Genomic DNA, 15,272 nt, shown 5'->3' on the forward strand with positions numbered 1-15,272 from the left:
CTTCCCCTAATGGCCTCGTTGAAACGCATAAGCCCCTGGATTGCCTGCCTGGCTGTGCTGCTCAACCTGCTGGCCATGCCCATAGGCCGTGCGCTACTGACGCAAGATGTGCAGTTGCCGCTGTGGGGCGGTTTCTGCTCCGCAAACCCTTCTACCCCTCGCGTGCCTGCGCTCGACAAACTGATCGATACGCATGCACCCGCGTCACTGAAAATCAGTATGCAGCATGGCGATTGCTGCTGTGGCCACAATGGCCAGGCTGCGTTGCCTTCGCCATACGTTCGGCATGTCTTTGGATTGTTCGCTGTCGACGCCGAACTGCGCAATCCGGTGCATCCACCATCGTCTCCCCGCCGGCTCTGGCCACGTCTCAACCCCCGCGCCTCTCCTGTTGCCTGATCACTAAGTCCAGTCCTTCCAGACCGTATCTGGCAAGGCATTCATTGCCGGGCCCTGGGCGATTTCGCACCGCCCATTGGCACGATTGAGTTTTCTTGGTTATCAGGACGTATGCGTTATGCCTGCTCCATGTAGTTTGCCGCGTGTAAAACAACGCGTTGTTTCCCGCTCGTTTCTTGCCTTGCTCAGCGCCAGTCTGTCTGCATTTGATCCACTTTCAATCGCCGTTGCAGCAACCTCAAGCAGCGAAGACTCCACACTCACCCTTGGCACTGTCACTGTTTCAGGTGCAGCAGCAGGCCCCTTGGCAACCAGCAGCGTAGTCAGCTCTGTCGATATTCTTGGGGGCGATATCCTCGAAAAAATGCCAGTCAACTACAGCTGGGAGCTGTTCAGCCGCGCACCGGGGGTGATGCTCACCGAGTTCAACCAAGGCACTACCTCGGGGAAAATTTCTTTCCGAGGCTTCAACGGTGAAGGCGAAGTGAATGCCGTCAAGTTGTTGATTGATGGCATTCCGAGCAACAGCAACGACGGCAACATGCCGTATATGGACATGATTTTCCCCCTCGAACTCGACAGCATCGAGGTGGTGCGCGGCACCAGTGATGCGCGTTACGGTCTGAACAACATCGCAGGCAATGTGAACATGTTGACCCGTACCAGCGGTGACTACACCAAGGCCAGGGTCCGCTATGGCAGCTTCAATACCCAAGAGACCCAATTGGCCAAGGGCATCGAAAGCAGCAACTGGACTCAAAACTACTTCATTGCCTACCAGAAAGCCGATGGCTACCGTGACCATGCCGAGGCTGACCGGTATTCCATGTCAGGCAAGTGGTTCTATACCCCGGACGACGACAGCTACCGTATAGGCCTGATTGCCCGTCACTATGAAACCGAAGCTCAGGAGCCCGGCTACCTGACAGAAGATGACGCCCGCCATCATCCCACTATGACCAACAGCTACAACGCGACGGACAAGGGCACGCGGCGGATGAACCAGGTCAGCCTGCATTTCGATACCGAGCTGACCGACAGCCTGGCCTGGTCGGCTAAAACCTACGTCAATACCTACGACGATCGTCGCTGGACACAGTACTGGCGCACCAGCTCCCAACAGGAGCGCGACACCTATGAAACCCAATACGGTGCCCTTACCTCTCTGACCTGGCGCCCTGAAGTCAACGGGTTGTATGACTTCGCGTTGGAAGGTGGCGCAGATGTGCAACAGCAACAGAACAAGAGTGAGCGTTACATAACCAAGTCTCGTGTGCGCCAATCTCAGACGCGTGATCAAGCATTCGACTTTGACACGTACGGTGCTTATGTTCAGGCCGAGATCAAACCGTTCGAGTCGTTGAAAATCGTCCCTGCCTACCGGGTCGATAAAATCCAGGGTGATTTCACCAATGAAATGACCGGCACGGATTACGACATCAACGACTACGGGCTGATCAAACAGCCCAAGCTCAGCATTGTTTACTCACCCTGGGCAGTGACCAGCGTTTATGCCAACTGGGGGCGTACATTTCAGGTGGGTACAGGCGCAGCCGCGTACAAGATTCCTCCGCGTACCACCGACCTGGAGCCCTCGATCAATGAGGGCTGGGAAACCGGCGTCAAATTCACCCCGAGTGACTGGGTCGATGGACGTATCGCCTATTGGCAACAGGAGGCCACTGGTGAAGTCAGCCGCCGTCTCAACGACCCGAGCGGAGAATCGGACAACGTTGGTGAAACCCGGCGCTGGGGATACGACCTGCAGGTGAACATGTATCCCAACGAGCGTATCGATTTCTGGATGGCCTACGCCTGGCAATATTCAAAGATCCTGCAGCCCAGTGCGACCTTGCCTGACAGTAAAGGCCAGGAAATCGACCACGTACCGCATCATTTGTACAACGCCGGCGTCAGTTACCAGGCTACCCCTGCCCTGCAGTTGACGGCATGGATGAATGGACAGACCAATTACTACCTGGAACGGCAGAACACCCAAGGTACCTACGGCGGTTATGTGTTGATGAACCTTGGTGCTGTCTACAAGGTGGCCGAGTCGGTCAGCGTCGACGTACAGCTCAAGAACCTGACAAACCGCTATTACGAATACGTCTGGTACGACCCGGATGGTGCCGATGCGTCACTGCACTCACCTGGCGACGGGCGTGCACTCTACACCGGCATCACGTTTGATCTCTGAACACCCGTTTGCAGTGGGGGCACTCCGCCCCTGCTGCTGCCACCTCAAGCGGGCAGCAAAGTGAAAAATTATGGGGCTACAGTAGCGCTTGGCGATTAAAAACGCGCCGGTTGATTTGCTCAATCGCAGCGCACTTCTATATTGAGCTAGTGACAGCGGTTCCTCGCCCTTTGCTAGAGCACAGATCATGGTGAAAACTGATCGTCTGATCATTTGCGAACACTGTGACTGCGTGTACGAAAAAGTCACGCTTGCCAAACATCAGAAAGCCTTGTGTCAGCGTTGCGGCGCAGTGCTTCAACGCTACAACGGAATGACCTTGCAGCAACGGCTGGCGTTGAGCCTTACGGCGGCAGTGCTGTGGATTTTCGCCAACTTCTACCCGGTCATGAGTATCAGCCTGCAAGGCCTGAGCAACAGCGCAACCCTCTGGGATTCGGTGCGGGCCTTGAGTAACGGGCCTATCACTTTCATTGCACTCGTGGCAGCCATCGCCATCATCATCGCGCCGCTCTTTCAACTCGTGCTGTTGATCTGGGTGCTGACCTTTGCGATGGCCGCCAAACGCTCTCCGGCATTCAAGCTGTGCATGCGTTGGCTTGAGACCTTGAGGCCTTGGAGCATGCTTGAGGTGTGCCTGCTTGGCGCGATGGTCGCAGTTTTCAAACTGGCGGGCATGTTGGATGTGCTGCCCGGTATAGGCCTGATTGCCCTCGCTGTGTTGAGCTTGCTGATCATAAGGGTTGCCGGGCGCGATGTTCGCGAACTGTGGGAGATGTTGCCATGAGCACGCCTGCACTCGCCGCAGAGCTGAACCTTGCCTTGTGCCATGCGTGCAGCATGGCTTGCGACATGACCGATCACCCGCACACCTGTCCTCGCTGCGGCGCGGCGCTGCACGTACGCAAGCCTGATGCGTTGGCCCGCACCTGGGCCTATATGCTTGCCGCCTTGATCTTCTATATCCCTGCCAACCTTTTACCGGTGATGAACACGAGCCTGTTCGGCAGTGGTGCCGACAGCACGATCATGAGTGGTGTCATCGAGTTCTGGGGGCACGGCGCCTGGGACATTGCTTCGATTATCTTCATCGCCAGTATCGCCGTACCCGCGACCAAATTCGTCGCCTTGACCCTGCTATTGGTCACCGTACAACGCCAGAGTGACTGGGCCCGCAGAGAACGAGCGCAGCTCTATCGCTTCGTCGAGGTCATTGGCTACTGGTCAATGCTCGACGTCATCGTGGTCGCCCTGGTGGCGGCACTGGTCAAGTTTCAGGCACTTGGCGACATTGAACCGCGCCCGGGCATTCTCTTCTTCGGCCTGGTGGTGGTGTTCACCATGCTTTCGGCGATGAGTTTCGACCCGCGTCTGATCTGGGAACCCAAAAAAACCGAGGAGCGCATGGATGAAGCCAGCAACCCCTGATAGCCAAGCCATGCCCGGCCAGCCCAGCATCAAGACCCGCCGCGTCAGTGTTTCGGTGGTGTGGATTGTTCCGATCATTGCAGTCCTGGTGGGCATTTCCCTGGTGGTGCATAACTGGCTGCAACAAGGGCCTGTCATTACTGTCACCTTCAAGACCGGTGAGGGGCTGACCGCCAACAAAACGCCGGTGAAATACCGTAACGTCGTGATTGGCCAAGTCACTGACGTCCAGTTGAGCAGCGACCAGAAAAATGTGACTGCAACCCTGAAACTGGATAAACAGGCGGAACACTTTACCCGCACCGGTTCGCAGTTCTGGGTCGTGCGTCCACGCATCGGCGCCGGCGGTGTTTCTGGCATCGACACGCTGCTGTCCGGTGACTTCATCGGTGCCGATGTCGGTCAAGGTGAGGGGCGATCCAAGGCGTTCAAAGGCCTGGAGGTGCCTCCTCCCATCACCTACGGCGAGCCGGGAAAGCGTTTCACACTGCGCGCGCCTGACCTGGGTTCGCTTGGCATTGGCTCGCCTGTGTATTACCGCAAGATTCCCGTCGGCCAGGTGGTGTCCTACACCCTGGCGCCCGATGGCAAGGGCGTGGACATTGAAGTGTTTGTCCATGCGCCCAATGATGCCTTCGTCACCAATGACACCCGTTTCTGGAACGCCAGCGGCGTCGACGTCGAACTCAGCGCTAATGGGTTTGCGGTGAGCACTGAATCGTTGTCTTCCTTGTTGGTTGGCGGTATCGCCTTTCGTGCACCGGACTACAGCCCTGACGACCGGCCAGCACTTGAGGATTCTCCCTTTGAACTGTTTGCCGACCAGGAAACCGCCCTCGCCCCACCTAACGGCAAGGCGCAGTACCTGTCACTGCGTTTCGATGAAGCACTGCGCGGCCTGAAAGTCGGTGCTCCGGTGGAGTTTCTTGGCATCGACATCGGCAAGGTCGTCTCGGTCAACCTGGACTACGATGAGCTGCGCCACAGCTTCCCGGCGAACATTGGCATTGTGATCTATCCGCAACGCTTGGGGCCCGCTCACGCCAAGATGCTCAAGGCGCTCAAGCATGATCCCAGTGACGAACAGGCAAGCGTACGCCTGTTCGGCACCTTCATCGACAATGGCCTCAGGGCTCAGGCGCGCAGTGGCAATCTGCTGACCGGGCAGTTGTATATTGCGCTGGATTTTTACCCTGATGCGAAGAAGGTGGTCTTCGATCCAAACGCGCGCCCCGTCAGCTTGCCTACGGTGCCTGGAAGCCTGGAGCAACTGCAGGAAAAATTTCAGTCAATGCTCGACAAGCTGGACAAACTTCCACTGGAGCGCATCGCCAACAATCTGGACAGTAATCTGGTGGAACTGCGTAAGGGCCTGCAACAGTTCAACAGCAACACGCTGCCGGGTGTTCACGGCACATTGCAAGAAATCAGCAAAACCCTGCAATCGGCAAATACGACCCTGGCCGACGACTCGCCACAACGAGAACAGCTCAAGCAAACCCTGGATGACGTGGGGCGTATGTCGCGCTCCCTGCGGGAGCTGTCGGACTATTTCGGGCGTCATCCCGAGTCGCTGTTGCGCGGCAGACCCAAGGATGCACCCGCAGAAAACCTGGAACCCTCGCGTAACTGATTGCAGGAGTTTGCACCATGCGGCTACCGCTCAAACCATTGTCGATCGCTTTGGCACTGTTGCTCACAGCGTGCCGCAGTGATCCGATTCACTATCACACCCTGATGCCAACCCAGGCCCCCGCCGTATCGGGCTCCAGCCACCTCGATATCCAGATTGAACGGCTCAGTCTGCCGCCGCAGGTCGACCGCCCGCAAATTGTCGTTCGCCAAGGCAACAGTGGCCTGGCCGTTCTGGAGACAGAATGGTGGGGCGCGAGCCTCGCCGACGAACTGCAAAGTGCGCTTGTCGATTTGCTCCCCAGCAATGGTGCCTCGCACAAGATCGGCTTGAGGCTGGATGTTCAGCGATTCGACTCGGTGCCTGGGCAATACGCCTTGCTCGAGACCAAATGGCGGCTTCGCGCGTTGACCACAGGGGACAACACGCCCTCCTTGAGTTGTCGGAGCGTATTCAGAACGGCCTCGGGGGTAACGATTGAGGACTTGGTTGCCGCGCACCAGCATAACGTTCAAGCGCTGGCAACGTTGATTACACAAGCAGCCAGTGACGGGCGCAGTACCTGTCCATCGCCACAGTAACCGCACATGTACCAGAACCTTGCGCTATTCACAGCCTTCCTGCTGGTTTACAGCATTTTCGCCGGGCGTTTCGAGAAGCGGCTGTTCAATGGCCCCCTGGTGTTCATGCTCGTGGGGATCGTACTCGGCCCTGCGCTCTTGGGCATTCTGCAGCCGCGGATAGACAAGGATGGCCTCAGGGCATTGGCAGAATTGACCTTGGCCATTGTATTGTTCAGCGATGCTGCCAATGCAAACCTCAAGGTACTGCGCGCCCATGAGGGGTTGCCGTTACGCCTGCTGTTGATCGGTCTGCCGCTGACCATCGTACTGGGCTGGTTGGTGGGGCTCTGGGTCTTCCCGCAGGTACGGCTGATAGAGCTTGCAATCCTGGCAACCCTACTCGCGCCTACCGACGCGGCGCTGGGAAAAGCCGTCGTCACCAATCCGAAGGTCGCCGAACCCGTGCGCGAGGGGCTTAACGTAGAAAGCGGCCTTAACGATGGGATTTGCGTACCGGTACTTTTGCTTTTCCTGGCGTTACTGGTTGAGGAACAAGCGCAGCATCCGGTTCTACTTGCCCTGGAACTGGTCGCCGAAGAGCTGGGCATTGGTGCGCTCAGCGGGGTACTTCTCACGCTCATCGCCTGGCAACTACAAAAGCTCTCCTGGAAACATCAGTGGCAAATGCAGGTATGGTCGCAACTCACCCTGCCGGGGCTTGCGGTGCTGTGCTTTGCCACGGCGCAAGTGCTGGGTGGCAGCGGCTTTATTGCCGCATTCGTCGGCGGCCTGCTTGCCGGGTACCTGTTCAAGGATCAGAAGCATCACCTGCTTCAGGCCAGCGAAGAGTTTGCCAGCCTGCTCTCGGTGCTCACCTGGGGCGTATTTGGTGCGGTGGTAATACCGAAAGCGTGGAGCAGCCTGACCTGGGATATTTGGCTATACGCCCTGCTCAGCTTGACCCTCGTCCGTATGCTTCCCGTGTTGCTGTGCCTGCTGGGAACGCGCTTCGACCTTGAGACGCGCCTGTTCATGGCGTGGTTCGGCCCGCGAGGGCTGGCGACAATTGTCTTCGCGGTGATGATCATTGACTACCCACTGGCGTCCACCAGCACCTTGGTCGCCACCGCCATTTGTACCGTTCTGCTGAGTGTGCTGTTGCATGGCCTGAGCGCCAACCCGTGGGTGGCCCGCCTGGTCCGTCGTACACCCTGAGTGAAGTGAGCACACATACCGTTCAGGCGCCGACTATCGGCAGCGCATATCGGATGGCAGTGGCTACGCTTCACTCCAATAGAGCTGCGTAGCGCAAAGGAGCAACGATGAAAAACGAGAAATCTACAGCGCGCAATCCTGCCAAGCCATCGCAAAAAAAGCTCGACCGCAAGACCTATGAAAAGCAACTGAAGGCATTGCATGTTGAGCTGGTCAAGCTACAGCAGTGGGTCGTGGAGACCGGTGCAAAGGTTCTGGTGGTTTTTGAAGGGCGCGACGGCGCAGGCAAAGGCGGCACCATCAAGGCATTGACAGAGCGTGTAAGCCCGCGGGTCTTTCGGGTTATCGCTCTGCCCTCACCTACCGAGCGGGAAAAAAGCCAGCTCTACTCGCAGCGCTATATGCCGCATTTCCCCGCCAGTGGTGAAGTGGTGATTTTCGACCGCAGTTGGTACAACCGGGCGGGTGTCGAACGTGTCATGGGGTTTGCCGATGAAAACCAGGTGCGCACGTTTCTTGAGCTGACGCCGATGTTTGAACGGCACATCGTGCGCTCGGGCATCATCTTGCTCAAATACTGGCTGGAGGTCAGCCCCAAAGAACAGGAGCGCCGCCTCAGAGCCCGAATTACCGATGGCCGAAAAACCTGGAAGTTGTCGCCGATGGATGTGTTGTCGTTCAACCGCTGGGACGACTACACACGTGCCCGGGACGAGATGTTCAAAGCAACGGACACTCAATGGGCCCCGTGGTTCGTTGCCCCGTCGGAGGACAAGAAGCGGGTTCGGCTTAACCTGCTGACACACCTTCTTGCGCAAATCCCCTACAAGGAAATCAAACAGCCGAAGGTCAAATTGCCAAAACGCAGAATCGGCCGGTACAAGGACATCGACTACCCCTTCAAATACATCGGCGAACCGTTCTGAAGCACCGGGACGACGCGGACTCGTCCCGGTTGGAACAGGATTACTCCATGTGCATGTGACCCGACATGTGGCCATGGTCTGGCATGTTCAGTGCGCGTGCCGGCGCGCTGACGTTGATGCGTTGCAGCTGGCCCTTGGCATCTTTCACCACCAGCGTCAGCGGTACCGCGTCACCTTCCTTGATCTGCTTGACCAGGTCGATCAGCATCACATGGTAGCCAGCAGGCTCCAGCGTAACGGCTGTTCCTGCCGGCAGCGCCACCGACGTCACGGGCTGCATGCTCATGACGTCGTTTTTCATCTGCGACTGATGGATCTGCACGGTCTTGGCCACCGGGGACTCAACGCTGAGCAACGTGCTGTCACTGTCGGCAGTCACTTTCATGAATGCTCCGGTTGCTGCCTGATGAGGCACCGTGGCCCGTACCCAGGCGTCATCAACGACGGTTTGCGCTACCGCAGGCAAAGTTGCGCCCAGCAGCATGAACAGCGCCAAGGCGCGGTTGAGTGGCTTGACTACCATCGCGTTAGCGAATGTGGAACGCATCAACATACCTCCATAACAGTAAGCAGGTCTTCTGCACATTCCTTTGCCGTCAGGGAATGCGACAGGCCAAGACGTAGCACGCCTCGGGAGTCATAAACAAAACTGGTTGCCGTATGGGACAACGTGTAGGTCTCGCCGCTGGGGATCTTCTCGTAGAACACGCCAAACTCCTTGGCGGTCTGTGCAGTCTCTTCCAGCGTGCCAGACAATGCGACGAACGAAGGGTCGAAGGCTTTTACATAAGCATCGAGCACCTGCGGCGTGTCGCGCTCGGGGTCGAGCGTAATGAAGATCACCTGAAGAAAATCGGCATCCTTGCCCATCAGTTTCTTGATCTGCACCGCACGTGCCAGCGTCGTCGGGCAAATCGCCGGGCATTGGGTAAAGCCGAAGAACACCATGGGCATCGAGCCACGGAAACTCGACAGGGTTGTTTCATTGCCTTGAGGGTCTTTCAGCTTGAATGAGCGCCCGAGGATCTGATTGCTCATGTCTTTACCGTGTTTGAACGACAAGCCACCAGAGCTATCACAACCTACGAGAGCACCCAGGCCCAGCAGGCTGATCCCGGCGACAACCTGGCGTCGGGTCAGTAAATCAGTCATGTATTACCATCCTTTCGGGAAGGTACCAGTCCTGGGAGTGGAGCCTTCAGCAAACGTTATGCAGTCACATATTCTGTCATGCGAACGGCCAGCGGTTCCAGCAATCCGTCGCTCGACCTCTGTCGTAGGCCCTCTTCAAACCACCATTTCCCTCCCCCCCCTGGTATTTCTGTCAGTAGACGACCTCTTCGCGCAGCGCCTACTTTGACCCCATTCGTGAACAAGGAAGGAGTGGCGAAATGGCGCGACGTTTGAAATCGGTCATCGTGATTGTTTCTCTAGGCATGAGCCTGCTCGCTCATGCGGCCGAGCGGCCATTGAAGCCACTGGCCGAGGAGCCATTACAACAACTGCGCGGCAGCGCCAATCCTGTTCTGCGACACCTTGCCGACGATAAGACGACCCTGTCGATATCTCTGGTTCAGGTACAGGGCGAATTAATCGCTGCAACCAGCCGGGACTTGCAACTGGACCTTGAGGCCGGAGTCTCCAGGGTATTCCACAAGGCCCGAATCAGTACTCAGCCTGATGGCATTGTTACTTGGCAGGGTACCGTCAGCGCCAGGCAAGGCCCGACAGATGACCAGAATACGGCCTACCTGACACGGCATGGCGCGCATCTGGTGGGGGTGGTCAAGGTTGATGGCCAACTGTATCGCATCGAGCCGTTGGGTGACGGGCGACATGCGGTCGTCAAAGTCGACGCGTCAAAATTCCCCGAGGGCAATGACGAGGTCAACGAGGAGCCTGCGGGCATGCCTGCAACAACGCCGGCAGCGCCCGCCAAACCCGCGGCACACGCGGCCCCCGTTGTGATTCGCGTACTGACACTGGTTTCCAATAAAGCATTCGAGCTGATGCCCGACATGGACGCCAGCGTCGCCAATGCGCTGGCCATGGCCAATAGCGGGCTGGAAAACAGTCAGATCAATGTGCAGTTTGAAAATGCCGGTGTGCAGCGCATCGACTGGACGGAATCGGGCACTGCAACCGGCAAAGACGTGCTCTCCCGGTTGTGGAATGTCAACGATGCACAATTGGGACAACCCGCACGGTATCAACGAGATGCCAGTCGGGCCGACCTGCTTAGCCTGCTTACTGTGATACCCGACGTGTGTGGCTTGGCCTACACCGCCTTGAACAAGAATGCCGGCGTCAGCATCGCCGACCCGAAGTGCCTCAGCAACCATACCTTCGCCCATGAGTTGGGCCACCAGGCACGTGAAGAGATCGGTGCTGAGGCTCTGACGGTGGTCGCTGATCGAGGCTATTACAAAGGCCCGGAAATCCTTGCTTGCGAGCAGACTGGCATCACTACCTTTGTACCGAAACCACTAACATCGAGCAGCAAAGCGGAAGGCCGATTCGGCAAGCAGGACTTCATCTACATAGCTGCATCGAACGAATATCGATGCCCTGCGGGCCAGTTGCTGACGCGCCGGCATTCCTCGGTGGAAGACGGCATGTTACTGCACTGCTATTGGTTTTCAGGATGCCAGAGCTGCTCCATGCAGCAGCAGTGTACGACCGGTAAAGAGCGGCGATTAAAGCGTTGGGAGCATGAAGCAGTAGTCGAGAGAGTGCAGATCAGATTGGAGCAAGATCCGGGGAAGATGAAGGTTCGCCGGCAGAAGGTGGAGCATCCCTTTGGAACGCTCAAATTCTGGATGGGAAGTACCCACTTCCTGACCAAAACCTTGCCGAGGGTAAGCACCGAAATGAGCCTTCACGTGCTCGCCTACAACCTAAAACGAATGATGAGCATCTTCGGCATCGTAGGGCTACTTGAGGCAATCAGGGCGTGAATCCCGCCGCTTGCCGGCCCGTAAACAGGCATATGGGCCGCTGGCGCGGCCCATATGGCATTACAAACGGTTTTTCTGCTGAGTAGGCCTAATCGCGCTTTCGCCTGCTGATTCCACAGTCAATCCGCGCGACTCTCAGTTTTCGATGTGATTACTGCGTTTTCACAAAGCCTGGGTCGATAGCGGTCACCCGTCCGTTGGCCGCTTCAGCACCCCGCGCAACAGCAACTCGAACGCCTGGCTTGCCTGCGCCAGTCGCACATCACCGTCATCGGCCTCCGCGATCCATATGGTCGCTTCCGCCAAGCTGCCGTATATCAACGCGGCCAGTGCTTGAGCCTGCGCCTCGACAAGCACACCCTGCAGCACCAGATTTTCAATCAACTGGCGCAACGACTCTATACAATGCCGCTGGGCCTCTGGCGATCCGCCACCCAACACCGCTCTGGCGTCACGCAACACGATTCGCTGAATCTCTGGCTCCAGCGCCATTTCCAGATAGGCACGACAACGCTGGCGAAAACCGTCCCAGGCATTCTCGGCGGTATCGGTGATAGCACGCAGGCGCTCGTCCATTTCCGCATCAAGCTGCTCGACGACCGCCGCAAGCAACCCCTTCTTGTCACCAAAGTGGTGGTAAAGCGCCCCTCGTGTCAAACCCGCCCGGGCGGTCAGGTCGTCCATCGAAGTGTGCGCATACCCCAACTCGCTGAACATCTGGCGGGCGGTAGCCAACAACAGGGTCCGGGTTTCTTGCATTGCGGCGCGGGTGCGACGAACCATCCAGCTATTCCTTGTCTTCAATGGCATGCGGTGGGCGCAAACGTATGCATGCCTCTAGCGCGCATTGTCTTGGGCACGAGGCGCACTGACAAGCCTGTTGCCTCGTTGCGCGCCGATCGAGCCCAGGCCAAATGGCCAGCCGCCAGACTCAAGGCGGTCAAACCGAATACGACGCCTGCTGGGCGCGGGCGCGCATGCGCTGGTAGCCCCAGAGCGCGACCAGCAACACTGCGGCCCCTGCGGCCAAGGCCACGTTGAATCCGGCCTTGGCGCCCCATGCATCAACCACCTGCCCCGATGCCGCTGCGCCGCCGGCCACGCCAACGTTGAGGCCGGCGAGCAACCAGGTCATGCCTTCGGTCAGCTTGCTTTCGGGCACGATGCGTTCTACCAGCGACATCGCCACGATCATGGTCGGGGCAAAGAACAGGCCCGCGACCAGCACGGCGCCGGCCAGTCCGACAATGTTTCCCGCCAGCAGCAGCGGCAAGGTTGTCGCCGCGGTCGCCAGCCCGCCCAGCAGGAGCAGCTTGTGTAGCGGTGTATCGAGTTTCAGCGCACCGAACATCAGCCCGGCAGCGCAGGAACCGATGGCATAGCAGGACAGAACCACACTCGCCGCGGCCGGCATGCCCATCTGCTCGGCGAATGCCACGCTGACGATGTCGACGGTACCGACGATCACGCCCATGGCGACCATCAGCAAGGTCAGCAGGCGCACGTCGGCCAGTCGGAACACCGAATTGCTGCCTTGCCCGACGACGGCATCTGCCTCTACCGGCGGCTCGGTGCCGACCTGTATCGCCAAGGCGAACACGCCGATGGCCAAGAGCACGGCGGCAGCCAGTGGCCCGGCCTGCGGCAGGACCGCCACGCTCAGACCCACCGAAATCGGCGGGCCAGCAATGAAAGTGACTTCGTCGAGAACTGTTTCCAGCGAATAGGCAGTCTGCAATTGCGACTTGCCGCGGTAGATCGTGGTCCAGCGCGCGCGCACCATCGCTGACATGCTGGGCATGAAGCCGGCAAGCGCGGCCCCAACGAATAGCGTCCACTCCGCCAGCCGCCAATAGCTGCAAGCCAGCAGCAAGAGAATGCCCAGCACGCTGAGCCCAGCGGCAGCTGGCAATACCCGACGCTGACCGTGGCTATCGACCAAGCGCGAGATCTGCGGCGACATCAGCGCATAGGTCAGCACGAAGGTGGCTGCCACGGCACCGGCCAGGCCGTAACTACCGGTTAACTGCGACAGCATGGTGATAATGCCGATACCGGTCATGGGCAATGGTAGCCGAGCCAACAGGCCCGCCAGGGCAAAGCTCTTGGTACCGCTGGCCTGGAACAACTCGCGGTAGGTACTGAACATACTCGACTCTCCTTATCGAAAAGGCTCTCGCGCAGTTATGCGCCAGGGCACGATTACATACACTGCGTATGATTATAACCCTATTATCATACGCACTGAATGTAAAGCTTCATGATCCCGCCAGATCCCCCATGTGCAGTTCACCCTGCTCACTGACGCGATGGGTATTGCGACCGATCGCCAGCAGGGTCAGCATGGTGTCATCACGCTCGGTCCAGTAGCCCTCGAAAAGCTGCCCCTGGATGAACCGCGGCGCAATTCGTGCCGAAGTCAAACGCAGTTGGAAACGCCCCTGTAGATCCCAAGCGGCCAGTTCTGCTTCGGAAAATTCCATGTCCGTATGACAGAGCGGGTAAACCGCCTTGTAGAACGCTTCCTTTGCGCTGAAGCTCAGATAGAAGAAGCGCAACGCCTGCGCCTTGCACATGCCCTCCAGGCATGCCCGTTCGTGGCTCGTCATGACCTGCTCGGCCATCCCCCACAACTCCGGATGCAAGGCTATCGGCTCGGCATCTACGCCAACACCTGCGTAGTACTGGGCATCTGCAGCACAGGCCAGGGCGAGGTTCTGGGCATGTGAGATCGAACCCACCACGCCGAGCGGAAACCGCGCATAGCGATAAGGCTGAGCAGTTGCCAGCCAAGTGGGCTCCATGCCCAGGTCTGCCAAGGCGGCAGCTGCACAGAGGCGTCCAGCCGTGAATTCCTTGCGCCGGGGCGGCAACGCCTGTTCCAGGCACCGCTCATTCGGCACAGACGTTAGCTCCCATGAGGTGCCCCCGTCCAGGCGTAACGAGCGCAGAGCAAGGCCGCTCGGTGGAGGCTGCTGGAATGGCCAGCAGGCCTGTGTCACCGCCATAGCCTGCTCTCCGTGTGCTGCCCCGCTCACAGGACCTTGCGCCGCTCGGTCATGCGCAGACGGGCATGATAGAAGGCCGGCCCTCCGTATGTAACGTCTGCCGCCGGGCCGGTGGCTCCGCCATGGATATCGGTGAATACCGAGCATTGGCTAATGAAGAAGTTCTTGCAGAAGTTGACCGACAAGACCGCACCGATCTGCGCCGCAATCTGTGCCAAGGCATTTTCCACGCCGCCATCCTGCGTATACAGGCCCAACCCCAGCATGCCGTAGTGCTGGCCGACATCACGTAACTCGGAAATCACCTCGCGCAGGCCATGCTTCTGAATCATGAACGACACCGGCCCACGCACCTCGTCTGCGTAATGCTCGACGGCCGAGGTGAAGCCCGAGCGCACCTCGATGAGCGACGGCGAGACGATACATGCCTGCGGGAAATCAACATCGTCAAGTGCTTCGGCACGGCGCAACACGCGGGCGAAATGGGCGCTCTCAAGCGCGCGGATCCGCGACAGGCAGGTCGGGTCGAGCACCGCGCCGAGCAACTCGCGCGGTGGCGTAAAGTGCTTGAGCAGGCGCTCGACGCGTGCGACCAGATCCTTCTGAAATTGCTCGACCGTAACCATGGCACCCCGACTCCCTCGGACAGCACATAGATGTTCTGCGGCGAAGTACACAGCTGCGCCGAGTACGAGCACAATCCGAAAGCAAGGTTCTCGAGCATGCCGTCATAGTCTGCGGTCGAGTGCACCAGCACCGCTGGTTTGCGCACTCTGTTGAGTCATCACCCGGGCGCGCCAGGCATGCTGGCGCAACCAGCCACCGAACTCAGTCCCCCCCAGTTGGCAAGACGCGCAGACCCTGATGTACCAGGCGACAACCTGCTCCAACACACACTGGTCGTGCTCACCAGTGAAATGGCCGACGGCGCGCCGGAGCACAC

General features: G+C 58.5%; 15 protein-coding genes and 2 pseudogenes. 10 read left to right on the forward strand and 7 right to left on the reverse strand.

All coding sequences use genetic code 11. The annotated features are described in order from the left end of the window. Positions 1–9: 9 nt before the first annotated feature. From EKA13_RS01550 to ppk2, 8 genes are all read left to right on the forward strand, one after another. Positions 10–399, forward strand: coding sequence for a DUF2946 domain-containing protein (locus EKA13_RS01550; protein ID WP_083199722.1), 390 nt, complete (start codon positions 10–12; stop codon positions 397–399). 118 nt (positions 400–517) lie between these two features. Beyond that, positions 518–2,599: a TonB-dependent receptor gene (locus EKA13_RS01555; RefSeq protein ID WP_065757775.1), complete on the forward strand. Its 2,082-nt coding sequence runs from the start codon at positions 518–520 to the stop codon at positions 2,597–2,599. A 187-nt stretch (positions 2,600–2,786) separates the two neighbouring features. Further along, positions 2,787–3,386 carry a paraquat-inducible protein A gene (locus EKA13_RS01560; protein WP_065757776.1) on the forward strand — a complete coding sequence of 200 codons (600 nt, stop codon included), beginning with the start codon at positions 2,787–2,789 and terminating at the stop codon, positions 3,384–3,386. After that, positions 3,383–4,027 carry a paraquat-inducible protein A gene (locus EKA13_RS01565; RefSeq protein WP_065757777.1) on the forward strand — a complete coding sequence of 215 codons (645 nt, stop codon included), beginning with the start codon at positions 3,383–3,385 and terminating at the stop codon, positions 4,025–4,027. The genes EKA13_RS01560 and EKA13_RS01565 overlap by 4 nt, the downstream gene beginning before the upstream one ends. Continuing rightward, positions 4,008–5,660: a PqiB family protein gene (locus EKA13_RS01570; protein WP_065757778.1), complete on the forward strand. Its 1,653-nt coding sequence runs from the start codon at positions 4,008–4,010 to the stop codon at positions 5,658–5,660. Before EKA13_RS01565 ends, EKA13_RS01570 begins: the two co-directional genes overlap by 20 nt. Before the next feature lie 17 nt (positions 5,661–5,677). Beyond that, positions 5,678–6,241 carry a PqiC family protein gene (locus tag EKA13_RS01575; protein ID WP_065757779.1) on the forward strand — a complete coding sequence of 188 codons (564 nt, stop codon included), beginning with the start codon at positions 5,678–5,680 and terminating at the stop codon, positions 6,239–6,241. 6 nt (positions 6,242–6,247) lie between these two features. Continuing rightward, entirely contained in the window at positions 6,248–7,438 is a 1,191-nt protein-coding gene (locus tag EKA13_RS01580) for a cation:proton antiporter (protein WP_065757780.1), read from the forward strand. A gap of 107 nt (positions 7,439–7,545) precedes the next feature. Beyond that, positions 7,546–8,364 (forward strand): polyphosphate kinase 2, encoded by an 819-nt coding sequence (ppk2, locus tag EKA13_RS01585; protein ID WP_065757781.1) that lies wholly within the window; start codon positions 7,546–7,548, stop codon positions 8,362–8,364. Between the two features lie 40 nt (positions 8,365–8,404). On the opposite strand, the gene EKA13_RS01590 is transcribed toward ppk2, so the two are convergent. Next, positions 8,405–8,887, reverse strand: a complete 483-nt coding sequence (locus tag EKA13_RS01590; RefSeq protein WP_065757796.1) for a copper chaperone PCu(A)C — start codon at positions 8,885–8,887, stop codon at positions 8,405–8,407. Between the two features lie 23 nt (positions 8,888–8,910). After that, positions 8,911–9,516 carry an SCO family protein gene (locus tag EKA13_RS01595; RefSeq protein ID WP_065757782.1) on the reverse strand — a complete coding sequence of 202 codons (606 nt, stop codon included), beginning with the start codon at positions 9,514–9,516 and terminating at the stop codon, positions 8,911–8,913. Between the two features lie 866 nt (positions 9,517–10,382). On the opposite strand from EKA13_RS01595, the pseudogene EKA13_RS28225 reads away from it, so the two are divergent. After that, positions 10,383–10,721 (forward strand): annotated as a pseudogene (locus tag EKA13_RS28225) (hypothetical protein); the annotation flags it as partial. Then, positions 10,722–11,321: pseudogene (locus tag EKA13_RS28230) on the forward strand (transposase); the annotation flags it as partial. It lies immediately after the preceding pseudogene. Between the two features lie 186 nt (positions 11,322–11,507). On the opposite strand, the gene EKA13_RS01605 reads toward EKA13_RS28230, so the two are convergent. From EKA13_RS01605 to EKA13_RS27760, 5 genes are all read right to left on the reverse strand, one after another. After that, positions 11,508–12,104, reverse strand: coding sequence for a TetR/AcrR family transcriptional regulator (locus EKA13_RS01605; protein WP_065757783.1), 597 nt, complete (start codon positions 12,102–12,104; stop codon positions 11,508–11,510). Positions 12,105–12,261: 157 nt separating this feature from the next. Beyond that, positions 12,262–13,470, reverse strand: coding sequence for an MFS transporter (locus tag EKA13_RS01610; RefSeq protein ID WP_065757784.1), 1,209 nt, complete (start codon positions 13,468–13,470; stop codon positions 12,262–12,264). 109 nt (positions 13,471–13,579) lie between these two features. Further along, positions 13,580–14,329, reverse strand: coding sequence for a 4'-phosphopantetheinyl transferase family protein (locus EKA13_RS01615; protein WP_065757785.1), 750 nt, complete (start codon positions 14,327–14,329; stop codon positions 13,580–13,582). Positions 14,330–14,355: 26 nt separating this feature from the next. Next, a complete protein-coding gene (locus tag EKA13_RS01620) occupies positions 14,356–14,955 on the reverse strand; it encodes an aldehyde dehydrogenase family protein (protein ID WP_065757786.1) in 600 nt (199 codons plus the stop codon). 102 nt (positions 14,956–15,057) lie between these two features. Next, positions 15,058–15,272, reverse strand: a 215-nt coding sequence (locus tag EKA13_RS27760; protein ID WP_176717388.1) for a hypothetical protein, incomplete at its 5' end; no start/stop codon positions are given.

It is taken from the genome of Pseudomonas defluvii, assembly GCF_001695625.1.
GTDB classification, from domain to species: Bacteria; Pseudomonadota; Gammaproteobacteria; order Pseudomonadales; family Pseudomonadaceae; genus Aquipseudomonas; species Aquipseudomonas defluvii.